28 protein-coding genes are annotated in these 25,006 nt (G+C 31.6%); 20 read left to right on the top strand and 8 right to left on the bottom strand.

Going from position 1 to position 25,006, the window contains the following annotated elements; genetic code table 11:
- Positions 1–77: 77 nt before the first annotated feature.
- Positions 78–464: a group III truncated hemoglobin gene (locus ABGB03_RS05415; protein WP_347925496.1), complete on the bottom strand. Its 387-nt coding sequence runs from the start codon at positions 462–464 to the stop codon at positions 78–80.
- Positions 465–524: 60 nt separating this feature from the next.
- Here ABGB03_RS05415 and ABGB03_RS05410 point away from each other — a divergent pair, with 60 nt between their 5' ends.
- The 10 genes from ABGB03_RS05410 to ABGB03_RS05365 all read left to right on the top strand — a co-directional run bounded on the left by ABGB03_RS05410 (position 525) and on the right by ABGB03_RS05365 (position 10,677).
- The gene (locus ABGB03_RS05410) at positions 525–1,289 is read left to right on the top strand and encodes a Rossmann-like and DUF2520 domain-containing protein (protein WP_347925494.1); all 765 of its coding nucleotides are present in this window, start codon (positions 525–527) and stop codon (positions 1,287–1,289) included.
- Positions 1,273–1,800 (top strand): HAD-IIIA family hydrolase, encoded by a 528-nt coding sequence (locus tag ABGB03_RS05405; protein ID WP_347925492.1) that lies wholly within the window; start codon positions 1,273–1,275, stop codon positions 1,798–1,800. Before ABGB03_RS05410 ends, ABGB03_RS05405 begins: the two co-directional genes overlap by 17 nt.
- Complete coding sequence (locus ABGB03_RS05400; protein WP_347925490.1) at positions 1,797–2,117, top strand: hypothetical protein; 321 nt, start codon at positions 1,797–1,799, stop codon at positions 2,115–2,117. The genes ABGB03_RS05405 and ABGB03_RS05400 overlap by 4 nt, the downstream gene beginning before the upstream one ends.
- A 2-nt stretch (positions 2,118–2,119) precedes the next feature.
- Positions 2,120–3,034, top strand: a complete 915-nt coding sequence (locus tag ABGB03_RS05395; RefSeq protein WP_347925488.1) for a geranylgeranylglycerol-phosphate geranylgeranyltransferase — start codon at positions 2,120–2,122, stop codon at positions 3,032–3,034.
- On the top strand, positions 3,034–3,624 hold the full coding sequence (locus ABGB03_RS05390) for a Maf-like protein (RefSeq protein WP_347925486.1): 591 nt from the start codon (positions 3,034–3,036) through the stop codon (positions 3,622–3,624). The genes ABGB03_RS05395 and ABGB03_RS05390 overlap by 1 nt, the downstream gene beginning before the upstream one ends.
- A 6-nt stretch (positions 3,625–3,630) precedes the next feature.
- A complete protein-coding gene (locus ABGB03_RS05385) occupies positions 3,631–4,539 on the top strand; it encodes a septum formation inhibitor Maf (protein WP_347925484.1) in 909 nt (302 codons plus the stop codon).
- A 44-nt stretch (positions 4,540–4,583) separates the two neighbouring features.
- Positions 4,584–5,120, top strand: coding sequence for a mechanosensitive ion channel domain-containing protein (locus tag ABGB03_RS05380; protein ID WP_347925482.1), 537 nt, complete (start codon positions 4,584–4,586; stop codon positions 5,118–5,120).
- A 34-nt stretch (positions 5,121–5,154) separates the two neighbouring features.
- On the top strand, positions 5,155–6,219 hold the full coding sequence (gene corA / locus ABGB03_RS05375) for a magnesium/cobalt transporter CorA (RefSeq protein WP_347925480.1): 1,065 nt from the start codon (positions 5,155–5,157) through the stop codon (positions 6,217–6,219).
- A 76-nt stretch (positions 6,220–6,295) separates the two neighbouring features.
- A complete protein-coding gene (locus ABGB03_RS05370; RefSeq protein ID WP_347925479.1) occupies positions 6,296–8,824 on the top strand; it encodes a PIG-L family deacetylase in 2,529 nt (842 codons plus the stop codon).
- A 116-nt stretch (positions 8,825–8,940) separates the two neighbouring features.
- Entirely contained in the window at positions 8,941–10,677 is a 1,737-nt protein-coding gene (locus ABGB03_RS05365; protein ID WP_347925477.1) for a sodium:solute symporter, read from the top strand.
- 133 nt (positions 10,678–10,810) lie between these two features.
- Here the strand turns inward: ABGB03_RS05365 and ABGB03_RS05360 are convergent, their stop codons facing one another.
- From ABGB03_RS05360 to arsB, 4 genes are all read right to left on the bottom strand, one after another.
- Positions 10,811–11,374 (bottom strand): nucleotidyltransferase family protein, encoded by a 564-nt coding sequence (locus ABGB03_RS05360; RefSeq protein WP_347925475.1) that lies wholly within the window; start codon positions 11,372–11,374, stop codon positions 10,811–10,813.
- Positions 11,375–11,549: 175 nt separating this feature from the next.
- On the bottom strand, positions 11,550–12,542 hold the full coding sequence (locus ABGB03_RS05355; RefSeq protein WP_347925473.1) for an alpha/beta hydrolase: 993 nt from the start codon (positions 12,540–12,542) through the stop codon (positions 11,550–11,552).
- A gap of 118 nt (positions 12,543–12,660) precedes the next feature.
- Positions 12,661–13,503 (bottom strand): DUF2911 domain-containing protein, encoded by an 843-nt coding sequence (locus tag ABGB03_RS05350; protein WP_347925472.1) that lies wholly within the window; start codon positions 13,501–13,503, stop codon positions 12,661–12,663.
- A 90-nt stretch (positions 13,504–13,593) separates the two neighbouring features.
- Positions 13,594–14,640 carry an ACR3 family arsenite efflux transporter gene (arsB, locus tag ABGB03_RS05345; RefSeq protein ID WP_347925470.1) on the bottom strand — a complete coding sequence of 349 codons (1,047 nt, stop codon included), beginning with the start codon at positions 14,638–14,640 and terminating at the stop codon, positions 13,594–13,596.
- A 221-nt stretch (positions 14,641–14,861) separates the two neighbouring features.
- Between arsB and ABGB03_RS05340 the strand changes: the two genes are divergently transcribed.
- From ABGB03_RS05340 to ABGB03_RS05305, 8 genes are all read left to right on the top strand, one after another.
- Complete coding sequence (locus ABGB03_RS05340; protein WP_347925468.1) at positions 14,862–16,286, top strand: SDR family oxidoreductase; 1,425 nt, start codon at positions 14,862–14,864, stop codon at positions 16,284–16,286.
- Between the two features lie 135 nt (positions 16,287–16,421).
- Positions 16,422–16,652 (top strand): hypothetical protein, encoded by a 231-nt coding sequence (locus ABGB03_RS05335; RefSeq protein ID WP_347925467.1) that lies wholly within the window; start codon positions 16,422–16,424, stop codon positions 16,650–16,652.
- Positions 16,653–16,687: 35 nt separating this feature from the next.
- Complete coding sequence (locus tag ABGB03_RS05330) at positions 16,688–17,164, top strand: glutathione peroxidase (protein WP_347925465.1); 477 nt, start codon at positions 16,688–16,690, stop codon at positions 17,162–17,164.
- A 2-nt stretch (positions 17,165–17,166) separates the two neighbouring features.
- Positions 17,167–17,337, top strand: coding sequence for a Lacal_2735 family protein (locus tag ABGB03_RS05325; protein ID WP_347925464.1), 171 nt, complete (start codon positions 17,167–17,169; stop codon positions 17,335–17,337).
- 5 nt (positions 17,338–17,342) lie between these two features.
- A complete protein-coding gene (locus ABGB03_RS05320) occupies positions 17,343–17,804 on the top strand; it encodes a TspO/MBR family protein (protein ID WP_347925463.1) in 462 nt (153 codons plus the stop codon).
- On the top strand, positions 17,805–18,269 hold the full coding sequence (locus ABGB03_RS05315) for an SRPBCC family protein (protein ID WP_347925462.1): 465 nt from the start codon (positions 17,805–17,807) through the stop codon (positions 18,267–18,269).
- On the top strand, positions 18,266–19,576 hold the full coding sequence (locus ABGB03_RS05310; RefSeq protein ID WP_347925461.1) for a deoxyribodipyrimidine photo-lyase: 1,311 nt from the start codon (positions 18,266–18,268) through the stop codon (positions 19,574–19,576). The genes ABGB03_RS05315 and ABGB03_RS05310 overlap by 4 nt, the downstream gene beginning before the upstream one ends.
- Before the next feature lie 66 nt (positions 19,577–19,642).
- Positions 19,643–20,002, top strand: coding sequence for a nuclear transport factor 2 family protein (locus tag ABGB03_RS05305; protein ID WP_347925459.1), 360 nt, complete (start codon positions 19,643–19,645; stop codon positions 20,000–20,002).
- A gap of 86 nt (positions 20,003–20,088) precedes the next feature.
- Here the strand turns inward: ABGB03_RS05305 and murA are convergent, their stop codons facing one another.
- The 3 genes from murA to ABGB03_RS05290 form a co-directional block, all read right to left on the bottom strand.
- The gene (murA, locus tag ABGB03_RS05300) at positions 20,089–21,399 is read right to left on the bottom strand and encodes a UDP-N-acetylglucosamine 1-carboxyvinyltransferase (protein ID WP_347925458.1); all 1,311 of its coding nucleotides are present in this window, start codon (positions 21,397–21,399) and stop codon (positions 20,089–20,091) included.
- A gap of 7 nt (positions 21,400–21,406) precedes the next feature.
- The gene (locus ABGB03_RS05295; RefSeq protein WP_347925456.1) at positions 21,407–22,048 is read right to left on the bottom strand and encodes a DUF4290 domain-containing protein; all 642 of its coding nucleotides are present in this window, start codon (positions 22,046–22,048) and stop codon (positions 21,407–21,409) included.
- A gap of 135 nt (positions 22,049–22,183) precedes the next feature.
- A complete protein-coding gene (locus tag ABGB03_RS05290) occupies positions 22,184–22,474 on the bottom strand; it encodes a DUF493 family protein (RefSeq protein ID WP_347925454.1) in 291 nt (96 codons plus the stop codon).
- Between the two features lie 91 nt (positions 22,475–22,565).
- Between ABGB03_RS05290 and ABGB03_RS05285 the strand changes: the two genes are divergently transcribed.
- Positions 22,566–23,108 (top strand): ATP-binding protein, encoded by a 543-nt coding sequence (locus ABGB03_RS05285; RefSeq protein WP_347925452.1) that lies wholly within the window; start codon positions 22,566–22,568, stop codon positions 23,106–23,108.
- The gene (locus ABGB03_RS05280) at positions 23,108–25,006 is read left to right on the top strand and encodes a RecQ family ATP-dependent DNA helicase (RefSeq protein WP_347925450.1); all 1,899 of its coding nucleotides are present in this window, start codon (positions 23,108–23,110) and stop codon (positions 25,004–25,006) included. The genes ABGB03_RS05285 and ABGB03_RS05280 overlap by 1 nt, the downstream gene beginning before the upstream one ends.

Genomic DNA, 25,006 nt, shown 5'->3' with positions numbered 1-25,006 from the left:
TTAAAATCATGCAAATTTAGTATTTTCTTTACAAAGAATAGTTATTAAATAATCTTTTAACAGGCAGTAAATTATTCTTATTTCTGTCTAGCTTCAAATATTTTAAGATATAAAAAAGTACCCATTTTTCTGGCGCGACGTTTAGCATTTTCGGCAGTTTCTCCTATAAAAAGCTCTTCGATAGTTTCAAACCATAAATTTAGCCACACACCAAAATGCAATTCAGATATTTTGTTACCGTGTTCTTTATCAGCTTTTGCATGGGCTTTTAAAGGGTCTCCATAGTATTTTGTTTGCAAGAACAGACTAGATTCCCAAAATGTTGTCAATCTATCTAAGTGTTCATCCCAATCTTCAATATTTCCAAAAAAAGGTCCTAAAGTTTCATTTACTCTCACTTTAGCGTAGAATGTAGATACTAGTTTATAAATATCTTCACGTGTTTTAATATCTTTCTTTTCCATTGTTTACAAAGATAGTTCATCAAACTTTTAAATCATATTTTACTTATCTATTTTAGCAGTATGTTATCAGTAGTATTAATTGGCGCAGGAAATGTAGCATCGCATTTGTATAAAGCTTTAGAAAAAGCTAAAGACATCACTGTTTTACAATGGTACAATAGAAATCTAAAAACTATTGAATCTTACCGAAATAAGGTTAGTATCACTAATAATCTTGCAGATTTAAAAACTGCCGATATCTACATTATTGCCGTTAGTGATGATGTAATTGGAGCGTTATCATCACAACTACCATTTAGTAATCAGCTTGTTGTACATACATCGGGAAGTGTGAGTTTACACGATTTAGACAAAAAAAATAGACGTGGTGTGTTTTACCCTTTGCAAACATTTACGAAAGATGCAGATATAGATTTTACAGAAGTCCCAATTTGTATAGAAATAGAAGACAAGAATGACTTACAACTCCTAAAAGAGCTTTCGAAAGCTCTAGGTTGTAAGCATTACAGGGTAAATTCCGATCAACGTGCTGCATTACATTTGGCTGCCGTTTTTGTAAATAACTTTACAAATCAATTATATCGTATTGGTCATGAAATTACAGAATCTAAAAGTGTAGATTTTAATATTTTAAAACCTTTAATAAAAGAAACTGCAAACAAAATAGAATTATTATCTCCTTATATGGCTCAAACTGGTCCAGCAAAACGAGGTGATAAAAAAACGATTAAAAAGCATTTAAAAACCTTAGATAAAGACATTCATAAAGATATTTATGAATTGCTAACAAAATCAATTAAACAAACTCATGGGAAAAAGCTATAAAGAATATTTACACCATATAACGACCTTTATTTTTGATGTAGACGGTGTACTTACAGATGGTACTGTAACTATTACTACCAAAGGAGAAATGCTGCGAAGAATGAACATTAAAGATGGTTATGCAATAAAAACTGCCGTGGATCAAGGCTATAATGTTTGTGTGATTTCTGGAGGGTCTAACGAAGGCGTTCGTTTGCGTTTAAAAGGATTAGGTGTTAATGACATTTACTTAGGTGCTCACAATAAAATTGACCAAATGAATGAGTTTCTACACATCTACGATATAAAACTAGAGAATGTACTTTATATGGGAGACGATATTCCAGATTACCCAACAATGACATTAGTAGGTTTACCTTGTTGTCCTCAAGATGCTGCACCAGAAATTAAAGAGATTTCTAGTTATATTTCTCATAAAAATGGTGGCAAAGGTGCAGTACGCGATGTGATTGAGCAAGTGTTAAAAGTACAAGGTAAATGGAATGCTAATTTTGATGCGAAATACGATTGAGAGGAAATAGAAGAAATAAAAGAAGGCATAAAATTGGTTTTGGTTATATAGGTTCTGGCAATACTCACGACGTTTTTTTTAGGAAACCAAAGGTTGCATTTTCTGAAATTAAGCACAAACTCAATTTACAAAGTCAAGAGAAGTTTCATAAAGACTTTAATGACAAGAAATTAACCAATATTGAAAGAAATAGAATTAAAGATAGAATTAGAGAAACTGAAAAACAACGAATGAAGAAAATAGTATTCATTTTTATTATTACTTTTCTAATAATATTCATTTTAGTTAGATACCTAATTAGTTATTTATTCTCTTAAAGATGACTAATATTTTAAACCTCGTCCGCTGGAAAAATCTTCTGCTTATTGCATTAGTTCAAGTTCTTGTTAAATACGCCCTTTTTGAGTCTTTTAATATTCAACTTACTTTACATACACTGCAATTCTCTTTACTTGTATTAGCTACCGTATTTATTGCAGCAGCAGGAAATATTATTAACGATATTTATGATGTTGAAACTGATTTAGTAAACAAACCAAAAAAAGTCATAGTAGGTAAAATAATTTCAGAAAAAACAGCTTTAAACTTATTTATTGCTTTAAATGTACTTGGAGTTGGTCTTGGGTTTTATTTGTCAAATACAATTAACAGAAACGGTTTTGCAGTCATATTTGTAATTATTTCTGCACTACTTTACATTTATGCATCTTACTTAAAACAAACATGTCTTCTAGGTAATATTATTATTTCAATATTAGTAGCATTAAGCATTCTAATAGTGCCTATTTTTGATTTAATTCCTTCTTTAACAAGTAGTAATAGAGAATTATACTTAGACATTTTTAAAATTGCATTATACTATGCGCTTTTTGCTTTTATAATAAATCTTTTAAGAGAAATCATTAAAGATATTGAAGATATTAATGGCGACTATAAGTCGCAAATGAAAACACTGCCAATTATTATTGGTAGAGATAGAGCAACTATGCTTGTTTTTGCGCTTTCATTTATTCCTTTACTAGCTCTAATAAATTATATTGTTTCGCAATTATATAATAACATATTAGCTGTTGTGTATTTTCTAATATTTGTGCTTGGGCCAATGCTATATTTTACAATCAAGATCTTTTCGGCAGAACTAAAAAAAGAGTATCAGCATTTATCTAATGTTTTAAAAGTAATTATGTTATTTGGTGTGTTATCTTTGTTACTATATCCATTAATTATTAATTAATGCTAAACGAAAAACTAAAAAATTATCGAATTATTTTAGCATCAGGCTCTCCTAGGCGTCAGGAATTTTTTAAAAATCTTGGTTTAGAATTTGATGTTATTTTAAAACCCGTAAAAGAAGAATACCCAAACCGTTTACGTCATTTTGAAATTAGCAACTATCTAGCACAGTTAAAATCCCTGCCTTTTGAAAGTGAGTTGCAGCCAAATGACATCCTCATTACTAGTGACACTATAGTTTGGCATAATGAAGAAGCTCTTGGTAAACCAAGATCAGAACAAGAGGCTTTTAACATGTTAAAATCTATGAGCAATACTACACACGAAGTCATTACTTCTGTCTGTTTTAAAACAATCTCTTCTGAAAAAACAATACATGATATTACAAAAGTGACTTTTAAAGAGTTAACTGATGATGAAATTTGGTACTACATAAGTCATTTTCCACCAATGGATAAAGCTGGCGCATATGGTATACAAGAATGGATTGGACAAATTGGAGTCACCCACTTAGAGGGTTCCTATTTTAATGTAATGGGATTACCTGTACATAAAGTATATCAAAATTTAATTGACATTGTAGAAAAATAAGGTTCTATGAAAACACATAATAACAAAAGCATTACTAGCTTTCTTATAGCAGTTCTTTTAATTGTTAGTATATCTTGTAAAAACAATGAAGATAAAAAAACAACCAAACTATCAAGTAATACAAAGTATAGAGAACTAAGCGACGAGTTTAAAGATTATTGGTATGCTGGAGAAGCAGAAATAACATCTTATGAGTTAGAACAAGCTCGCTATGGTGAAATTAGAAAAGGACATGCAGTATTAATCTATGTTACCGAAGATTTTCTTCCAGTAGAACAAGTAAAAGCAAATAACCAAAATCCTGAAAATATATCAGTTTTAAAGTTAAACGCAACCAAAAAATTCAATACAGGTATTTATCCATATTCCATCATGCAAAGCACCTTCTATCCCCTTCCAAAAGTAGAACATGCTATTAAAATATCTAGTTCAATACAAGAGTGGTGTGGACAAACCTATATGCAACTCAATAATAAGAAAGATTTTGAAATCAATTCACATTCGTACTTTGAAGGTGAGGCTGACCAAAACTACCAATTAGAAAAAACGATTTTAGAAAATGAACTTTGGACACAGCTTCGAATAAATCCAAAAGAGCTACCAACTGGAAGTTTAAACATAATTCCTTCGTTTGAATTTATTAGTTTGAAACATGTTGAGTTAAAACCATATCAAGCAAACGCTGAATTAAAATTAGGCTCTTACTCTATTAGTTATCCCGAATTAGAAAGAGTTTTAACTATTAACTTTAATAAAACATCACCTTACGAGATATTAAGTTGGACAGAAACAACTAAAAGTGATAGTGAAACATTAACTACTAAAGCAACAAAATTAAAAACCATTAAATCGCCATATTGGAGCAAAAATAGCAACAAGGATAGTATGTTAAGAGAAACTCTTATGCTTAAATAGTTTTTTTGATTAGCAACTTTTTATCTTTACAAAAAGATTACAAAATGACCAATTTCTTAACAACATATCAAAACGAGTTAATTAATACACTAATTGTTTTTTCAATTCTATTTACTTTGCGATTTATTATTAAAACTGCTATAAATAAAATAGGCAGAAAAAGCGGTATTAATGATGCAAGAATCAAACTTATTAATAGGTATGTAACCGTCACACTATTTCTTATTGTATTACTTATTGAAGCCTTTATTTTTGGTGCAGAACCAGAAGATTTATCATTAGTGTTTTCTTCAGTTTTTGCAGTTATTGGAATTGCGCTTTTTGCAATTTGGTCTATTTTAAGTAATATAACCTCTGGTGTTATCATGTTTTTTTCATTTCCATATAAAGTTGGAGACAAAATACAAATACATGATAAAGATTTTCCAATAGAAGCCATTATTGAAGATATTCGAGCTTTTCAATTACACCTTAGAATGGATAATGGCGATTTAGTGACCTATCCAAACAATTTAATTCTACAAAAAGCAGTGACTTTAGTTGAAAAAGATGCTATAGATGATGGTAGTGATGCTATATAAATAGTATATTTATAACATATAGTATTATGTTTTTATGGCAAAAAAAAGAACTACAAAATACAAAAAACACGTTGGACAAATTCCAGGTGCTTTAATATATACAGGGAGTAAATTGTCTAAACTTTTTATTGAATCTTTTGATTACAATGCAGATCATGTTGAAGAGAAAGAGCTGAAAAACATTAAAGATGTTCTTCATTACAAAACCACCGATTCTATAACTTGGATTAACATAAATGGTCTAAATAATATTAATGAAATAGAAAAAATTGGTGAAAATTATGATATTCACCCTTTAACACTTGAAGATATTGTAAATACCTCGCAGCGCCCAAAAATAGATGAATATGAAGGATATTTATTTGTCGTTGTAAAAATGCTGTATTATGATAACGATGAAAATGTCGTTTCAGAACAAGTAAGTTTTGTGTTAGGCGCTAATTATGTATTATCTTTTCAAGAAGCCGAAGGGGATGTTTTTGATTCCGTTAGAGATAGAATAAGAACCAAAAAAGGAAGGATTCGCAATTTAGGAGCAGATTATCTACTCTATACGCTTATTGATTCTGTGGTAGACCATTACTACGAAATTATAGAAACAATGGGTAATAAAATTGAAGAGTTAGAAGACCTCCTTTTTAGTGGCAACCCAAAAGAAGATATAACCACACAAATTCAATCACTTAAACGTGAAGTTTTAAAAGTGCGACGAGCAATTTTTCCATTGCGAGAAATAATTAATAGAATTGAAAAAATTGAGCATAAACTTATTCATAAAAAAACCATTCATTTTTACCGAGACATCTATGATCATATCATTCAAGTATCAGAAAACATTGATATTTATAGAGAAATGATTTGGGGACTTATGGATATGTACATGACTACCATAAGTAATAAAATGAATGAAGTCATGAAAGTACTTACTATTATTGCAACTATATTTATTCCGCTAACCTTTATTGCTGGAATTTATGGAATGAATTTCGAGAATATTCCCGAACTGCACTATAAAAATGGGTATTTCGTATTATGGGGAATTATGATTGTTCTTTTTATTGGCATGTTATTCTACTTTAAGCGCAAAAAGTGGCTATAACCGTTAAAGAAAGATTAAAACCAAGCTTTTCACTTGGTTTCTTTTATATATTTGGTTTCTAGCAAACCTAATAACCATGCAAAAATTTAAATTAGCAATTGCCATTGCTCTTTTTTCTACAATAATTACTTACGGCCAACAACCAAAAAAACCAAGTACTTCCGAAATTTATGAAGCGGTACAAAAACTAAATGTTTTAGGTTCTGTGTTATATGTAGCTGCACATCCTGATGACGAAAACACACGTCTTATCTCGTATATGTCCAATCATGTTAAGGCTAGAACAGCTTATCTATCTGTGACTCGTGGTGATGGTGGACAGAATTTAATTGGACCAGAAATTCGAGAATTATTAGGTGTTATTCGTACGCAAGAATTATTAGCTGCGAGACATGTAGATGGTGGCGAACAACGTTTTACAAGAGCTAACGATTTTGGATATTCTAAACATCCTGACGAAACCTTTGCTATTTGGGATAAAGAAAAAGTATTAGGTGATGTTATTTGGGCCATACGACAATTTAAACCAGATGTTATTATAAATAGGTTCGACCATAGAAACCCAGGAACCACACATGGTCATCATACAGGTTCAGCCATGTTAAGCATGGAAGCTTTTGATATGGTTGCAGACAAAAATAGTTACCCAGACCAATTAAAACACGTGGATACCTGGCAACCTAAAAGATTATTCTTTAATACTGGTTGGTGGTTTTATGGGAGTCAAGAAAATTTTGAAAAAGCCGATAAAAGTGGAATGCTAAACTTTGATGTTGGTGTATTCTATCCACATAAAGGATTGTCAAATAACGAAGTGGCGTCACTAGCAAGTAGCCAACATTTATGTCAAGGATTTGGTCGCTTAACAACACGTGGGTCACAGCAAGAATACATAGAATTTTTAAAAGGAGAATTCCCAGAAAATAAAGACAATATCTTTTCTGGAATCGACACATCTTGGAATCGTGTTAAAGACGGAAAAGCTATTGGAGACATTTTATATAAGGTAGAAAAAAACTTCAATTTTAGAGACCCTTCCGTTCATTTAGACGATTTAGTTAACGCATATAAACTTCTACAAAACATTGAAGATAAGCATTGGAAAGACATAAAAATCAATGAATTAAAACATATTATTGAAGCGTGTACAGGGTTGTACTTAGAAGTGTCATCAAATACACCAACAACAAGTAGCGGAAGTGATATTACATTAAATTTCGAAACACTTAATAGAAGTAATGCTAGCTTAAAATTAATGTCTTACCAAGTGTCTTCAAATAATAATTCAATAGAAAAAAATCAAACACTTTTACCAAATGTAAAGGAGGTTTTTAAACAAGAAATCACCTTACCTAGAAGCATAAAAACAACCACACCTTACTGGCTTGAAGAAAAAGGAACTTTAGGAGTATATAAGGTAGATGACCAAACGTTAATTGGGAAACCAGAAACACCTAGAGGTTTAACTGTCGATTTTAATGTAATGGTTAATAATACGCTTATCACATTTACTAAAGATGTTGTATATCGCTACTCAAAACCAGATAAAGGGGAATTATATAGACCTTTCGAGATTATTCCAGAAGTATCTACTAGCATTAGCAATAAAGTAATCATTTTTGAAAACGACAAGCAAAAAGAAATTCAAGTGATTGTAAAAGCTGGTAGAGATAATATAGAAGGGTCCATTACCCTTGAACATCCTAAAGATTGGAATGTATATCCACAACAACAAAAAGTGACGATAGAAAATAAAGGAGAAACTCAAAAGTTAGTATTTACGGTTATTCCACCAAAATTCCAAAGTGAAGGAACGCTTGTACCAAAAGTATCTGTTAACGGAAAAACCTATTCAAAAGAATTAATAGAAATAGATTATAGCCACATTCCTTTTCAAACAGTGTTATTGCCAAGCGAAAGTAAAATTGTTCGCTTAGACATTCAAAAACGCGGTGAAAATATTGCTTATATAGAAGGAGCTGGCGATGTTGTTCCTGAAAGTTTACAACAAATAGGCTATAACGTAGTAAAAATAAAACCTGAAGATATTACTTCTGAAAATTTAGCGCGTTTTGATGCCGTTGTTGTTGGGATTAGGGCTTATAACATTGTAGATGAACTAAAATTTAAGCAAGATATTTTGTTTGATTTTGTAGAGCAAGGTGGCAATATGATTGTGCAATACAATACTAGCAGAGGTGTTAAGGTCGATAACATTGCTCCTTTCGATTTAAAACTATCGAGAGACAGAGTTACCGACGAAAACGCGGAAGTAAGAATATTAAATCCAGACCACGAACTTTTAAATTTCCCAAATAAAATTACGTCAAAAGATTTTGATGGTTGGACTCAAGAACGTGGACTCTACTTCCCTAACGAATGGAGTAAAGAGTTTACACCTCTTATTTCAATAAACGATAAAGGAGAAACACCTAAAGATGGAAGCTTATTGATTGCCAAACATGGTAAAGGACATTATATCTATACAGGATTAAGCTTTTTTAGAGAGTTTCCTGCAGGCGTTTCTGGAGCCTATAGACTTTTCTCAAATATGTTATCTATTGGGAAGGATAATATTAATTTAAACAAAAAACTAACTGACTAATATGGAAAATCATTCATACCAAAAAGCAAAATGGAAAAACTGGTACACTCTGGTTTTAGTGGCTAATGCCATATATATTATTCTTTTTTATATCATAACTCAGTCGCTGTCGTAGTATGAATCATTTTACAAAATTAGAAACCTTAGATTGGACTATCCTAATATTTACACTAGTTACCATTGTGGCTTATGGTACTTGGATAACCAGAAAAAATAGAGATGTTAAAGACTACTTAAAAGGCGGAAGCACCTCAAAATGGTGGACTATTGGTTTATCTGTCATGGCGACTCAAGCAAGTGCTATTACCTTCCTTTCTACACCAGGACAAGCATTTAATGATGGTATGGGCTTTGTGCAATTCTATTTTGGATTGCCAATTGCTATGATTGTTATTTGCATGGTGTTTATTCCATTGTACCATCGATTAAATGTATATACTGCTTATGAGTTTTTAGAAAATCGGTTCGATTTAAAAACAAGAACCTTAACAGCAATCCTCTTTTTAATACAACGTGGACTCGCTGCTGGAATTACCATTTTTGCACCTTCAATTATATTATCTGTAGTACTTGGTTGGAACTTGATATTGCTAAACATTATTATCGGAATCCTTGTCATCATCTATACTGTGACTGGAGGCACTAAAGCAGTAAGTGTGACTCAAAAACACCAAATGATTGTGATTTTTACAGGAATGGTTGTTGCATTTATTATTATAGTTAGCAAGCTCCCTGCAGACATCACATTTTCTAAAGCATTAGAAATAGCTGGTGCAAATGGCAAGATGGAAGTGTTAGATTTTTCATTCGACTTAAATAATCGCTACACATTTTGGAGTGGTATTATTGGTGGTACGTTTTTAATGCTCTCTTATTTTGGAACAGACCAAAGTCAGGTGCAACGTTATTTAAGCGGAAAATCGGTTAAAGAAATGCAATTAGGTTTACTGTTTAATGGCTTGTTAAAAGTACCAATGCAGTTCTTTATTTTATTAGTTGGTGTGATGGTATTTGTATTTTACCAGTTTAATGCAGCGCCTTTAAATTTTAATCCAGATGCAACCAAAACAGTTTTGAACTCGGAATATGCCGATGAATACAAAGCATTACAAGCACAACAAGCCGCTATTTTTAATGATAAGCAAACTTATATTGCCGACTTTATTAATGACAATAACGAAGCTAATACTAAGAAAATAGCTGAAGCAAACAATGCTTATGAAGCACTAAGAAGCGAAGCGAGAATTTTAATTGAAAAAGCAGCAGATGCACAACAGGTAAAAGTTGAAAAAAATGACAAAGATTATGTGTTTATCAACTTTATATTAAACAACTTACCAAGAGGCTTAATAGGCTTATTATTGGCAGTTATTTTAAGTGCAGCTATGTCGAGTACCTCTAGTGAATTAAACGCTTTGGCATCCACGACGACTATCGACTTATACAAACGAAATACTGGTAAGCATTCTGAAGAAGAGATGGTAAAAGCCTCCAAACTATTTACGTTGGGTTGGGGAATTTTAGCCATTGGTATTGCTTGTGTCGCAAACCTCGCCGAAAATTTAATACAATTAGTAAATATTATTGGCTCTATTTTCTACGGAAATGTTTTAGGTATCTTTTTACTAGCCTTTTTTGTAAGGTGGGTAAAAGGAAATGCAGTGTTTACCGCAGCTTTAATTACACAAGTCTTGGTGATAGGCTTATTTTTACTAAACGAATACGAATTTATTAATTTACCATTTCTATGGTTAAATTTTGTTGGTTGTGTGATAGTCATGGTAATTGCCATTCTGCTTCAAACAATGGATAGAAGTTCGCCTAGTGAAGAGTTAGAAGCTATTGGTGAGTAAAATAGTGGATTAAATTACGCTTATCGGTTTTGTATATGAAAAGTAGCGGATTTTTACAGACTAACTTTTCGGTTTTACAATGACCTCTAATTTATTAATTTTCCTTTGTTTAAGCACTTAAACCGCTATTTTTTTATACGTTGTTGTAGCCAGTTTTTATTTCTAATTCGTTCCATTTTTCTTTCCAGTTCTTCTTTTCAATTCTATTCTTGTAAATGGTCAAATCAAACCTCGGTGTTGGTACAACTAAAAGATTAAATAAATCTTCTAATCCATAAGGTGCGATATACTCAATTTTGTTTTTGAAATTCAATCTTACAGCTATTGAAGTAGCAGTTTCAGGCCAAAAGGAAATAGCTTTATTACAATCAGTATATTGTTTGTGTCCATTTCTAATATGCATCCTTGCTTGATTCTTAACAGACCAATTTAGTTTAGGATTCAGATTTCTCAGTTTGCTCTCTATTTCTAAGTCAAACTTTTTGGTCAAATTTGATTTGTCAAAATATATTATGTCAATATCATTAAGTTCAGTTCTGTCTTTCCCGTGTTTTTCGTCCCAAATTTTATTTCTAACAAAACCAGCTCCAATCCAACAATCTTTTAGGTTTAAATCTCTGACTATTTTCAAAATGTTAGTCATCCATTTATCACTTTCAATAATATCGATTAGTTTATTTTCTAACTCTTCAGGCATTTTTGGGTAATTGGCTACAATGTCATGATATGTAACGTTTTAATGTTTTATATCAAACGATAAGCGAAGTTAGAATTTTCTTACTACAAAGTCAATTGTATCATTATTATTTGATGACAAAGTTATTAACTAAAAAAGTGAGTCAATTGGCTCGTTTTTTAAATTTTTGCAGAAATCATAATTCTAAAAAACTATGAATCCATGTTTTTTTATCTAGTATAAAGTTAGGATGCACATCGCCATTTTTAAGAGTCATGGAATGGTCTGTTACTTTATAGTTTTTAATTTTAAAATTAGGCTTATCTGGTATTAAAGCAATTGATTTTTTTGGGTCAACCAAAATATCTAATTCGCCATATTGAAACAATACTGGACATGTTATACCATCTAGTTTATCTTCTTGAGTAAAATGTACATCTTGTGATAATGGTCTTTGTGGTAATCGTGTCGAATTGCTTGGTAAATAATTAATTTCTGGATGAAGCTTTCTAAAGGCATTTACTTTTTTAATAGTTTCACTTGAAATGCTGCCTGAACTAACTTCCTCCAGATAGATATCCCAAAGACGTACAGCTTCGTTTACAGTAACAGAATCGATATTTCTTGACAAGAAATTATGCTTAATGGCGTATAAATGGTTTTTTTTATAAGACTCAATGGGTCCAGATACAGCATTCACAAAAGCTATCTCATTAGGATATTCAATAGCCATATTAAGAGCAAGCCTCCCTCCTTCGCTCATGCCATGTACGCCAACTTTATTAGAATTGACATACGCTTTATTAGACAACCAAGTAAACAATTCGTAATATTCATTGGTTTTATCTACAAAGCTTTGTGCTCTCCATCCTTTTTTTGTGTTTGATAACCCAGCTCCAGATTTATCACATACTAATGCCACAACTCCTTGTTTTGCAAAAAACTCAGCTTCATAAAGATAATTAGACAACCCAACATCGCCACCACCTTGCAAGCATAAAACAGCAGGCGTTTTTTTATCAACACCAATAGGTCTATACAAAATCCCGAATATAGTACCATTGGAAGTTTCAATTTTAACAGAGTCCTTGGTAACTTCATATTCATTAGTAGCAATTGTTGGTAATTGTTTTGAAGCATTACTTACACAACTTGTAAGGAATACAAATACGATAAAAATATATTTCATTGCGACTTATTTAATGACTATTTTCAAGTTGATTTAAAAATACAACAAACTCTCAAATATAGTTATAAAAAAAAGCGAGCATATAGCTCGCTTTTTTTATTCTATATAATATAAATCATTAATTCATCCACTCAGCAAGAGACGCTTTGTTCATTTTAACATACTGTGCATTTCCAGCTTTTTCAGAAGCAGCTAAAGATTTTTTAGCTAGTTCTACAGCACCTTTTTTATCACCTGCGGCAGCATAAATAAGGGACTGTTGACGCAGTTGCCAAAATGCAGGGTTTTCAATCTTGCTCATAGCCTTATCTATCCATTTTTTTGCAGTAGCTGGATCTTTACCTGCGCTTAAATAATAACCTGCAGCAGCATAATAATCGTTTGCACTAGGGCCACCCAACATTTTATCAATAGCAGCCGATACTTTAGCATCAGTTGGTACAGTAAAAGGCACAGTGATATACGTTTGTTCCCATATGATATCTAAATTAGCACTAGCATTTCTAATATTATTGATATCAATAGTAAATGTTTCTACAACAAAAGGAATTGGCATAGCTTCAACTGTTGCTTTTGCAGCAATTTTAGATTCATCCAAAGTTTGAGGTGCTCCATTTCCTTGATGTTCTGTGTATAAATACACGTCCCAATTCTTTTCTCCTGGTATAGTGAAAATAGCATATGTTCCTGCTTTTACATCTTGACCTGCAAAAGTAATATCGTCACTAAAAGTAATTTTAGTTCTTGCATTAGCTCCTGTTCTCCATACTTTTCCATATTGTTCTAATCCACCAAATATTTTTCTACCCTTTACTCCTGGTCTAGAATAGTCAATAGTAATGTCTGTTAACCCAACCTTTTGCTCTACTTTAGACGCAGGACTTGGCGCAGGGGTTTGCAATTGTGCATTTATTGCGTAAGACAATGTAAACGCAAGCATTATTAAAAGTAATTTTTTCATGTGTATTAAGATTTAATGTTTATTTTTTTAATTACACAAATTTACAAAATCAAACTAAGAAAATAATGACTCCAATTATATTTTGTATTACTATGCTTTTAGGTAATATTTCTTTCTAAGCCAAAATGCAACTCTAACTAATAAAATTAAAGCAGGAACTTCAACCAAAGGCCCAATAACGCCAGTGAATGCTTGCCCAGAATTTAATCCGAATACTGCAATAGATACCGCAATAGCTAGCTCGAAATTGTTTCCAGCTGCTGTAAACGAAATAGCAGCATTTTTGTCGTAAGACGCTCCCATGGCTTTAGACACAAAGAAGCCAATAAGAAACATGATTGCAAAATAAATAAGCAAAGGAATTGCTATAGTTACAACATCCATGGGAATCTCAACAATCAATTCTCCTTTTAGCGAAAACATCACTACTATTGTGAATAACAATGCTATTAAAGTAATTGGTGAAATTGTTGGGATGAATTTTTTGGTGTACCACTCCTCGCCTTTTGCTTTTACTAATATAAGTCTACTTAATATGCCTGCTAAAAAAGGAATGCCCAAATAAATTGCGACGCTTTCAGCTATTGTCACAATGGAAATATCTACAATAGCACCTTCAAAACCAAAAAGAGGTGGAAGTTTGGTAATAAAAATCCATGCATAAAAACTATATGCAAACACCTGAAATACACTATTTAATGCCACCAAACCAGCGCCATATTCGCTGCTACCTTCTGCTAAATCATTCCACACTAAGACCATCGCAATACAGCGAGCTAAACCAATTAAAATCAATCCTACCATATATTCTGGGTGATCTTGTAGAAATATTAATGCAAGCGCAAACATTAAAATTGGACCTACTATCCAATTTAAAAACAATGAAATAGACAATACCTTAACATTCTTAAAAACTTTAGGTAATAAGCTATAATTTACTTTTGCCAAAGGTGGATACATCATCAATATTAAACCAATCGCTATTGGAATATTGGTTGTGCCACTACTATAAGAATCTATGTATGACGTAATAGGTGGGAAAAAATATCCTAAAGCAACACCTAAACCCATAGCAATGAATATCCATAAAGTAAGATAAGAATCTAAAAAACTAAGCTTTTTACCTGATACTGCCATTACATATAATATTTAAAGCAAAAGTAAATATTAAACAACTTATATAATAATCTTAATAGACCTTTGATAGCATTCTTTACAAAAACGTAACATTGAATAAAGCACTTTTGTTTATTTTTTTTAGTTATTAACTAAACAATTTGTATTTTTAAAAAATAATTTACAAAAAAACGATTAGAGTGTCAAAGAATAAAAAACAGTTTTATTAATAAACATTATTTATGAAAATTCTTGTAACAGGTGCAACAGGATATATTGGCAAACGCTTAATACCATTATTAGCTAATGATGGTCATCATGTTGTTTGCGCGGTAAGAGATAAGTTACGTACAGATAAAAGTTATGCTGAAGATGACTTAATTGATGTTGTTGAAGCTGATTTTTTAAAACCAGAAACACTTAATAACATTCCTGAAGATATTGATGCAGCCTTCTACTTAATTCACTCTATGTCAAATTCTTCAAAAGATTTCGAATCTCTTGAAGAACGATGTGCCATCAATTTTAAAAATCAACTTAAAAAAACTAATGTAAAACAAGTTATCTATTTAAGTGGTATTACCAACGAAGATCACTTATCAAAACACTTACGGTCACGCAAAAATGTTGAAGACATGCTAAAGTCTAACACCTATGGGCTAACCATTTTTAAGGCTGGAATTATTGTGGGTTCTGGAAGTTCTTCGTTTGAAATAATAAGAGATTTGGTTGAAAAACTGCCATTTATGATTGCACCAAAGTGGTTAAACACAAAAACGCAGCCACTTGCTGTTAGAGATGTCTTGACGTTTTTACATCGCAGTGTTGGTCGCCAAGACCTATATAATAAATCATTTGACGTTTTCGGTCCTGAAATTTTAACTTACAAGCAAATGCTCTTACAATTTGCACAAGTAAGAGGATTGAAAAGATATATCCTAACAGTTCCAATAATGACACCTAAATTATCTTCGTATTGGCTATACTTTGTAACTTCAACATCTTACAAACTCGCCACAACTTTGGTAGATAGTATGGGAGTTCAAATTATTGGAAAACCAAGTGCTATTAACCAACTACTAAATGTCCAACCAAAGTCCTATAAAGAAGCAGTCGCATTAGCTTTCGAAAAAATTGAACAAAATAGTATTGTTTCTAGCTGGAAGGACTCTATGGTTAGTAGTGGACGATTAAGAAATAATTTACATAAATATATCAATGTGCCAAAGTTTGGTTGTTTTATAGACTATAAACAACGACATGTTAACGATGCTGATCAAACCATTGATAAAATATGGAGTATTGGTGGAAAAACAGGTTGGTACTATGGTAACTTTCTTTGGCGAATAAGAGGCTATATTGATAAACTGTTTGGAGGTATTGGTTTGCGCCGTGGACGTACAAACACAACTGAACTCAATGCTGGGGACGCGCTCGATTTTTGGAGGGTGATTTTTGCCGATAAGTCAAAACAAAAGCTACTCCTTTATGCAGAAATGAAACTTCCTGGTGAGGCATGGCTAGAATTTAAAATTGAAGATAATATATTGAAGCAAACTGCCACATTTAGACCCAGAGGTTTAGCTGGAAGACTTTATTGGTATAGTGTATTGCCTTTTCATGGGTTTATCTTTAATGGTATGATAAAAAAGTTAGCTAATAATTAAAATTAAATAATAGCTCTGTACAAAGCACAAATGTTAATTTTTGTTTAATATTATTTATTTTTTATTAAACATTTTGTATCTTTGTGTTATCAAAAATTGATTACAGTAAATTATATAACGATTAAATTAATACACATGGACATCATAAATAAAGCTTTAGAATTCGAAAAGCAAAAAAGAAGTAGCTTGTCTATAAGTGATAGAGTAAGAATTACTAGAGAAGCAAAATCACTTATATTAGGTTTAAATGAGATTTATAAAGAAAAGAAAGATGCTAAAATTATGGATATTATGAAGCGTCTAACTGTTATAAAACAAAAAATAGAAAAGCGACTTAAAGGAAGACCTTTAACAGAGGCTTACTAAAATGAAGCCTTTTTACTTTTAATTCCGATAAAAAAATGTCAAAATCTTCTATTTATGATATTAGGATAAATAGCCTACAAGGCAAGCCTATTAATTTATCTGAATTTAAAGGCAAATACATATTATTTGTCAACGTTGCATCAAAATGTGGCTTTACACCTCAGTATAAAGACCTACAAAAATTACATGAAAAATTTGATGATTCACTAGTAGTGATAGGTGTTCCTTGCAATCAATTTGGAAGCCAAGAACCAGGGGACTCTTTTGAAATTCAAGAGTTTTGTGAAGTGAATTATGGCGTGGAATTTCTTATAACCGAAAAGGTAAATGTTAAAGGAAGTGAACAACATGCACTTTATAAATGGCTTACAGATAAAGATTTTAATGGTTTTAAAAAATCCTCTGTAAAATGGAACTTTCAAAAATATCTTATCAACCCTAAAGGTGATCTCGTTGATTATTTTTATTCAACAACTAGCCCGATTAGTAAAAAAATCATTAAACACCTATAATCATGTTTGGACTATTTAAATCGAAATCAAAACTTGACGTTTTGCAAAAGCATTATGAAAAACTAATGGGTGAATGGCATCAACTATCATCAATTGATCGTAGTAAAAGTGATGAAAAATATGCTGAAGCTCAAAAAGTTTTAGACCAAATTGAAACTCTCAAACAAAGCTAATTGAAATGAAGGTTTTTCAACTAATCCTGTTTCTTGTTATAAACTTTGGTGGTTTATACATTGGTAATCTACTAATGAATAATGGCCCAACATCTCAATGGTACTTCAATTTAAACCAAGCGCCTTGGACACCTCCAGGTTGGGTTTTTGGCGTTGCTTGGACAGCAATAATGATTTGCTTTTCTATCTATTTAGCATATCTTTTTAAATGGCAAAATTCTAGCTTCTTATGGTTATTATATGGTTTGCAAGTCCTTCTAAACGTAAGTTGGAATTATCTGTTTTTTAATCAACACTTAACTTTTATCGGTTTAATAGTGATAGTACTTTTATTAATTGTGATTTTGTATTACTTCCTAACATTTAAAACAGATGTGATGCAAAACATAAGATATTTATTACTACCCTATATTATTTGGCTATGCATTGCGGTATCACTCAACTTATACATTGTTATTCGTAATTAAATGAAAATATACACGCTACATAAAAAGCAAAATTTACCAATTACGGTTGATCAAGCTTGGGAATTTCTATCAAGTCCAGCTAATTTAAAAATTATCACTCCAGATTATATGAGTTTTGATATCCTATCAGGAGCAGATAGACCAATGTATCCAGGACAAATTATACAATACATTGTTACGCCAGTTTTAGGAATTAAAACAAAATGGGTCACCGAAATTACACATGTAAAAGATAAACAATACTTTGTAGACGAACAACGCTTTGGGCCATATGCATTATGGCATCATAAGCATTTTATTAAAGAAATTGAAGGTGGTATTGAAATGGAAGATATTATAGATTACAAAGTACCTTTTGGTTGGCTTGGACAATTAGTGCAACCACTATTAGTGAAGCCAAAACTGGAAGAAATTTTTACATATCGGACCAAAAAACTAGAAGCACTTTTTGGTACATATAAATGAAAGAAACTATAAATATATTCTGGTTTAGACGCGATTTGCGTTTAGAAGATAATGTTGCACTTTTCCATGCATTAAATACTAAACACAATGTTTTACCAATATTCATCTTTGATAAAGATATTCTAGAATCACTTCCTAAAAATGATACACGAGTCACTTTTATACACAAAACGTTAAGTGATATTAATAACACATTAAAAGAAAAGTTTAAAAGTTCTTTAGCAACATTTCACAATAGACCTATAGAGGTTTTTAAAAAGCTAGTCGACAATTATGCTATTGACACAGTATTTACAAATCACGATTATGAACCCTATGCTATAAAGCGTGATAATGATGTGAAAGCGTTTTTAGATACAAAAAATATTGATTTTAAAAACTTTAAAGACCAAGTCATTTTTGAAACCAATGAAGTTGTTAAAGATGATGGCACACCATACAAGGTATACACACCATATTCAAAAAAATGGATAGAGAATCTTAAAAGCCATCCGATTAAAAATTTTAATTCCGATGAACTTTTATCAAATCTAGTAAATGGTACAAATCTCCCATTTTTATCATTAGATGCTATAGGCTTTAAAGCATCAAAACAAACCATTGAGCCTTATCATGTTTCCGAAGCAATTATTAATCAATACGAAGCCACAAGAAACTTTCCAGCAAAAGAAGGTACGTCAAAATTAGGTCCACATTTGCGCTTTGGAACCGTTAGTGTTAGAAAAATGGTTCAAAAAGCTTTAAAGAGTCATAATAATACTTTTTTGAAAGAACTTATTTGGCGTGAGTTTTTTATGCAAATTCTGTGGCATTTTCCGCATACCATTACAAAAAGCTTTAAACCACAATACGATGCTATACAATGGAGAAATAATAAAGAAGAATTTAAAGCTTGGTGTGAAGGTAAAACAGGTTATCCGTTAGTTGATGCAGGAATGCGTGAGCTCAACGAAACAGGATTTATGCACAATCGTGTACGCATGTTGGTTGGTAGTTTTTTATGCAAGCATTTATTGATTGATTGGCGCTTAGGTGAAGCCTATTTTGCTGAAAAACTACACGATTATGAATTAGCCAGTAATGTTGGTAATTGGCAATGGGTTGCTGGTTGTGGTGTTGACGCTGCGCCTTATTTTCGCATTTTTAATCCAACTACCCAAATTGAAAAATTTGATAAAGATCATAAATACATCAAAAAATGGGTGCCAGAATATCAAGAGTTAACTTATTCTCCACCAATTGTAGACCATAAATTTGCTAGAGAGCGCTGTTTAAAAACTTACAAAGAGGCATTAAATAAATTCTAATATTTTTATAATAGAATTATGGTGCAATTTTGCTAAATTTAGGTCTAACATAAAACTATCATTATAATGAATACACAAGAAGTAGCAAACAAATGGGCAGAAATGTGCAGAAATGGTGAAAATTTAGAATGCGTTGAGCAATTGTATGCAGATAATGTTACAAGTAAAGAAATGCCTGGTTTTCCTGAGGCTATAGTTAGCGGAAAAACCAATGTATTAAATAAAAATAAAATTTGGCTAAATAATGTGGAAGTGTTTCACAAAGGTGAAATAAGTGATCCTGTAGTAGCTGGAAATCATTTTACTTCAAAAATGGGTTTTGATGTTACATTTAAAGAAAAAGGACGAACTCAAATGGAAGAAGTATGTGTTTTTGAAGTAAAAGATGGAAAAATTGTAAGCGAACAATTCTTCTATGATATGTAATATATCATCTTACATAATAAATAAAGCTCCTAAAATTAGGAGCTTTATTTATTATATAACTTACTAGTTCTGCGTCTATAGCATTTTCAACTTACTCTTTCAATCTTAGCACCAATAGCACGTAAACGTTCGTCTATACGTTCGTAACCACGATCTATTTGTTCAATGTTATGTATTGTTGATGTTCCTTTTGCAGACAAGGCAGCAATTAACAACGAAATACCAGCTCTAATATCCGGAGACGTCATTGTGGTAGCTTTTAAGCTTGACTTAAAGTCATGACCAATTACGTTAGCTCTATGAGGATCGCATAATATAATTTTTGCACCCATATCAATTAACTTATCTACAAAAAACAAGCGACTTTCAAACATTTTTTGATGTACTAATACTGTACCTCGAGCCTGAGTTGCTACTACTAAAACAATGCTCAATAAATCTGGAGTAAATCCAGGCCATGGTGCATCACTAACGGTTAAAATAGAACCATCAATATAGCTTTGTATTTCGTAACCATCTTCATGAGCAGGAATATGAATATCGTCGCCTTGGCGCTCAACAGTTATTCCTAATTTTCTAAATACTGTAGGGATTAATCCAAGATTATCCCAACTTACATTTTTAATGGTAAGTTCACTTTTAGTCATTGCAGCCAAACCTATCCAACTTCCAATTTCAACCATATCTGGAAGCATCGTGTGTTCTGTTCCTCCTAAACTATCTACACCTTCAATAATGAGCATATTAGAACCAATACCAGAAATATTAGCTCCCATTCTATTTAACATTTTACAAAGTTGTTGTAAATAAGGTTCGCAAGCTGCATTGTAAATAGTTGTAGTCCCTTCTGCTAAAACAGCAGCCATCACAATATTTGCAGTTCCTGTAACAGAAGCCTCGTCAAGAAGCATATATGTTCCTTTTAATCTTTTTGCTTCTACACCATAGAAATGTTCCTCACGATTATATCTAAAGGATGCTCCAAGATTAATAAACCCTTGAAAATGTGTATCCAATCTACGACGTCCTATTTTGTCGCCTCCAGGCTTAGGAATAAACCCTTTGCCAAAACGCGCTAACAATGGTCCAACAATCATAATTGAGCCACGTAAACCACGACCATCAATTTTAAATTGTTCAGATTCTAAATAAGGTAAATTAACATTGTCTGCCTGAAAACTATAAGAACCATGAGCTAACTTATTAACTGTAACTCCTAATTTTTCTAAAAGTTTAATAAGTTTATTAACATCAACAATATCTGGGATATTATGTATAGTAATTTTTTCTGGAGTTAGAAGAACTGCACATAAAATTTGAAGTGCTTCATTTTTTGCTCCCTGTGGTTGAATTTCACCTTTTAATTGGTGGCCACCTTCAATCTTAAATATACTCATTGAATAATTAATAGCGTTTACGACCTCGGTTGGTATTCTTCTTACCAGTAGTCTTTTTATTGCTTGTGTATTTCTTTTTAGAACGCATTAAACTGGTTGAATCACTTAGGTCTTCTTCACTTTTTCTTAAGTCAATTTTCCCATCAGACAACTCATAAAGGTGATCAAAAATAACAACATCTTCAACTGTATCTTTATTCCAATTTAAGAAGCACTTTTTCATGTGATTAGCAATTGTATATAACAAAGCTTCTTTCATTTCACCATCTTCCCAAGTATTAGCAACATCGATCATGGTTTTTATATTGTTTCCATAAAATCTGTATTTTGGGAAATTTTGTGGATATGGCAAAGGTTCTGGTTTCGCTTCCAACACCTCTCTCGAAGGTTTTTCGTAAGGAGAATCTGCGTCTAATTCAAAATCAGACATAATAAAAAGCTGATCCCAAAGTTTATGCTGAAAATCTGGTACATCACGCAAATGTGGTTGCAAATTTCCCATAACAGAAATAATGGCTTTAGCTAGTTTATTACGCTCTTCTTTAGTTTCTCGTGATTTAGCATAATTAATCATTTTTTGCATATGACGTCCATACTCTGGTATAATTAAATGCTCACGCTCTGTATTGTACTCTAATTGATCTATCAAAATATTGTATTATGTATGTGTAGAATTAATAAGTTCTTATGAAGTTTTCACTTGCGCCAAAGTACAAAAAAATAAACAATAGCCATTGTTTTTAAATGATTTTTGGCATATTAATTATCTAAAAATTAGACAACTTTATAACGAAATAACATCTTTCACATTGTTTGTTACTTTTATATACATAGAAATAACAGCATCTGGATCTTTCATGACTACATTTATTGAAACACTTGTGTACTTTCCGTTTTTAGACTCAACGGTATTAATTACCGCACCAGTATTATCAAAAAGAGCTTCAATCTTTTCAATTTTGTCAGTATCTGATTTAACAATAAACTTATATAAATACTCCGATGGCCATGAAGCCGTTTCTAAAAGTTGTGTTTTTAATTTCTTGTAAAATTCTTCTGCATTTGGTGCACTCATAACCTTTTTTTATAGCGTGACAAATATACACTTTTAAATATTTTTTATTTCTGCATTTAATTACGATTTTTACTGAGAAAATCAATAAACTTTGGGTGCAAAAAAAATTGTCATAACTGGTGGTCCAGGTACTGGTAAAACTTCTATTATTAATGAATTATTACGTAGAGATTTTGTATGCCTAGAAGAAGTTTCTCGCCAAGTAACTTTAAATGCACAAAAGCAAGGTATTGACCAATTATTTTTAACCAAACCACTCTTGTTTAGCGATTTGCTACTAGAAGGCAGAAAAAAACAGTACCTAGAAGCCACGTCTAGCGATGTTGATCTTACTTTTTTAGATAGAGGAATTCCAGATGTAGTAGCATATATGGATTACTTAGGCACTGTATATCCTGAAAGATTTGTTGAAGCTTGTAAAGAGCATATTTACGAACATGTATTTATTTTAGCACCTTGGCAACAAATTTATGTTAGTGATAATGAACGCTATGAAAATTTCGATCAAGCTGTACAAATTCATGACCACTTAGTAAATACGTATTCTCAATATGGTTACGATTTACATGATGTGCCTTTTGATTCTGTTGAAAAACGTGCAGATTTCATACTAAATATAGTGGAGAGTTTATAGTGGCACATCCAATTCAAATACTAGAAAAATATTGGAACCATACTAGTTTCAGACCTCTTCAAGAAGATATCATCAATGCTATTCTTGAAGGTGAAGATACATTTGCTTTACTTCCAACTGGAGGTGGAAAATCTATTTGCTTTCAAATTCCAGCATTAGTAAAAGAAGGAATTTGTATTGTAATTTCACCATTAATTGCTTTAATGAAAGACCAAGTTAGGGCTTTAAAAGAGAAAGACATTAAAGCTATGGCTTTAACAAGCGAGTATAAATATGATGAGCTTAATATGATGCTCGACAATTGCATTTATGGTAATTACAAATTCTTATACCTTTCTCCTGAGCGCTTACAACAAGATATAGTTCAAGATAGAATAAGACAAATGAATGTCAGCCTTATCGCTGTCGATGAAGCACATTGTATTAGTCAATGGGGAAACGATTTTAGACCTGCATATAAAAACATTACCATACTTAGAGAATTACAGCCAACTGTTAATATTGTTGCTCTAACTGCAACTGCAAAAACCAACGTAGTAGAAGATATTATAACCAATCTTGATTTTATAAGTCCAAAAATTTTCAAACAAAGTTTTAAGAGAGAGCACTTAGCTTTTATGGTTTTTGAGGTTGAAGACAAGCTTTATAAAATTGAGCAAATATTAAAGAAGAATCCTCAATCATCCATTATTTACGCCAGAAGCAGAAAACACACATACGAGATTCATACTTATTTAAAAAGTAAGGGGTTTTTAAGTACGTATTATCATGGTGGTCTTTCAAACAACGAAAAAGAATCTCATTTTAATCAATGGTTTAATAATCAAAAGCAAATAATGGTAGCTACCAATGCTTTTGGAATGGGAATTGATAAAGCTGATGTAAAAACGGTTATTCATGTAAATCTTCCTGAGAGTTTAGAAAGCTATTTCCAAGAGGCAGGAAGGGCTGGACGTAATAACGAAAAAGCTTTTGCGGTTATTTTAAAAAATAAAGGCGACGAACAACATGTAAAGAATCAATTTCTAAAGATTTTACCTAGTATAGACTTTATAAAACTGGTCTACCGAAAGCTATGCAACTACTTTCAAATATCTTATGGAGAAGGAGAATTTACAACTCATGATTTTAATTTTAATACTTTTTGTAAAACATATAAATTTAACACACATACTACATATAATGCATTACAAGCTTTAGATAGAACAAGTATTATCCATTTATCACAACAATACCAAAACACCTCAATTATTATGTTTTTGGTAAGTAGTAATCACTTATTTACTTATCTAGAGAAACACCAAAGTATAAGTATGATAGTAAAGTCCATTTTAAGAACTTATGGTGGTGCTTTCGATCAAGATGTAAAGATTAACACCTTTATGATAGCTAATAAATTATCTTTAAAAGAAGATGAGGTAATTAATGCATTAGTTCAGCTTGAAAAAGATGCTATTATTTCACTAAAGCTTAACAAAACAGATGCTGAAGTTACTTTTTTAGAACCCAGAGAAGACGATAAAACTATAAATAGAATAGCAAAAATTATAGAACAGCAAAATGAGTTAAAAGAATTGCAAGTTAATGCTGTTATTGACTATGCAAATAATAATTCCATATGTAAAAGTACACAGCTTCTCTCCTATTTTGGTGAAGAAAATGCTAAAGATTGTGGGATTTGCTCAGTATGCATAAAAAAGAATACGAAAGCACCAGCTATAGTGCTAAATACAGATATTGAAAAAATAATTTCGGTTTTAGAAGAAAAACCTTTATCATCAAGAGAAATCATAGAGATTACTAAAATAAAAGAACATCTTATCTCATCAATATTAAGAGACATGCTTGAAAACAACTTAATAGAAATTACACATACAAATACTTATAAAATAAAGTAA

The sequence above is a fragment of the Pontimicrobium sp. SW4 genome, from assembly GCF_039954625.1.
Lineage (GTDB): Bacteria > Bacteroidota > Bacteroidia > Flavobacteriales > Flavobacteriaceae > Pontimicrobium.
Note: the sequence above shows the minus strand (reverse complement) of the source record. Positions and strands in the feature narration are given on the sequence as shown.

What these genes read in the sequence shown, in the direction of transcription:
- ABGB03_RS05415 (WP_347925496.1), bottom strand. Translation starts at nt 464, where the DNA reads ATGGAAAAGAAAGATATTAAAACACGTGAAGATATTTATAAACTAGTA.
- ABGB03_RS05410 (WP_347925494.1), top strand. Translation starts at nt 525, where the DNA reads ATGTTATCAGTAGTATTAATTGGCGCAGGAAATGTAGCATCGCATTTG.
- ABGB03_RS05405 (WP_347925492.1), top strand. Translation starts at nt 1,273, where the DNA reads ATGGGAAAAAGCTATAAAGAATATTTACACCATATAACGACCTTTATT.
- ABGB03_RS05395 (WP_347925488.1), top strand. Translation starts at nt 2,120, where the DNA reads ATGACTAATATTTTAAACCTCGTCCGCTGGAAAAATCTTCTGCTTATT.
- ABGB03_RS05390 (WP_347925486.1), top strand. Translation starts at nt 3,034, where the DNA reads ATGCTAAACGAAAAACTAAAAAATTATCGAATTATTTTAGCATCAGGC.
- ABGB03_RS05385 (WP_347925484.1), top strand. Translation starts at nt 3,631, where the DNA reads ATGAAAACACATAATAACAAAAGCATTACTAGCTTTCTTATAGCAGTT.
- ABGB03_RS05380 (WP_347925482.1), top strand. Translation starts at nt 4,584, where the DNA reads ATGACCAATTTCTTAACAACATATCAAAACGAGTTAATTAATACACTA.
- corA (WP_347925480.1), top strand. Translation starts at nt 5,155, where the DNA reads ATGGCAAAAAAAAGAACTACAAAATACAAAAAACACGTTGGACAAATT.
- ABGB03_RS05370 (WP_347925479.1), top strand. Translation starts at nt 6,296, where the DNA reads ATGCAAAAATTTAAATTAGCAATTGCCATTGCTCTTTTTTCTACAATA.
- ABGB03_RS05365 (WP_347925477.1), top strand. Translation starts at nt 8,941, where the DNA reads ATGAATCATTTTACAAAATTAGAAACCTTAGATTGGACTATCCTAATA.
- ABGB03_RS05360 (WP_347925475.1), bottom strand. Translation starts at nt 11,374, where the DNA reads ATGCCTGAAGAGTTAGAAAATAAACTAATCGATATTATTGAAAGTGAT.
- ABGB03_RS05355 (WP_347925473.1), bottom strand. Translation starts at nt 12,542, where the DNA reads ATGAAATATATTTTTATCGTATTTGTATTCCTTACAAGTTGTGTAAGT.
- ABGB03_RS05350 (WP_347925472.1), bottom strand. Translation starts at nt 13,503, where the DNA reads ATGAAAAAATTACTTTTAATAATGCTTGCGTTTACATTGTCTTACGCA.
- arsB (WP_347925470.1), bottom strand. Translation starts at nt 14,640, where the DNA reads ATGGCAGTATCAGGTAAAAAGCTTAGTTTTTTAGATTCTTATCTTACT.
- ABGB03_RS05340 (WP_347925468.1), top strand. Translation starts at nt 14,862, where the DNA reads ATGAAAATTCTTGTAACAGGTGCAACAGGATATATTGGCAAACGCTTA.
- ABGB03_RS05335 (WP_347925467.1), top strand. Translation starts at nt 16,422, where the DNA reads ATGGACATCATAAATAAAGCTTTAGAATTCGAAAAGCAAAAAAGAAGT.
- ABGB03_RS05330 (WP_347925465.1), top strand. Translation starts at nt 16,688, where the DNA reads ATGTCAAAATCTTCTATTTATGATATTAGGATAAATAGCCTACAAGGC.
- ABGB03_RS05325 (WP_347925464.1), top strand. Translation starts at nt 17,167, where the DNA reads ATGTTTGGACTATTTAAATCGAAATCAAAACTTGACGTTTTGCAAAAG.
- ABGB03_RS05320 (WP_347925463.1), top strand. Translation starts at nt 17,343, where the DNA reads ATGAAGGTTTTTCAACTAATCCTGTTTCTTGTTATAAACTTTGGTGGT.
- ABGB03_RS05315 (WP_347925462.1), top strand. Translation starts at nt 17,805, where the DNA reads ATGAAAATATACACGCTACATAAAAAGCAAAATTTACCAATTACGGTT.
- ABGB03_RS05310 (WP_347925461.1), top strand. Translation starts at nt 18,266, where the DNA reads ATGAAAGAAACTATAAATATATTCTGGTTTAGACGCGATTTGCGTTTA.
- ABGB03_RS05305 (WP_347925459.1), top strand. Translation starts at nt 19,643, where the DNA reads ATGAATACACAAGAAGTAGCAAACAAATGGGCAGAAATGTGCAGAAAT.
- murA (WP_347925458.1), bottom strand. Translation starts at nt 21,399, where the DNA reads ATGAGTATATTTAAGATTGAAGGTGGCCACCAATTAAAAGGTGAAATT.
- ABGB03_RS05290 (WP_347925454.1), bottom strand. Translation starts at nt 22,474, where the DNA reads ATGAGTGCACCAAATGCAGAAGAATTTTACAAGAAATTAAAAACACAA.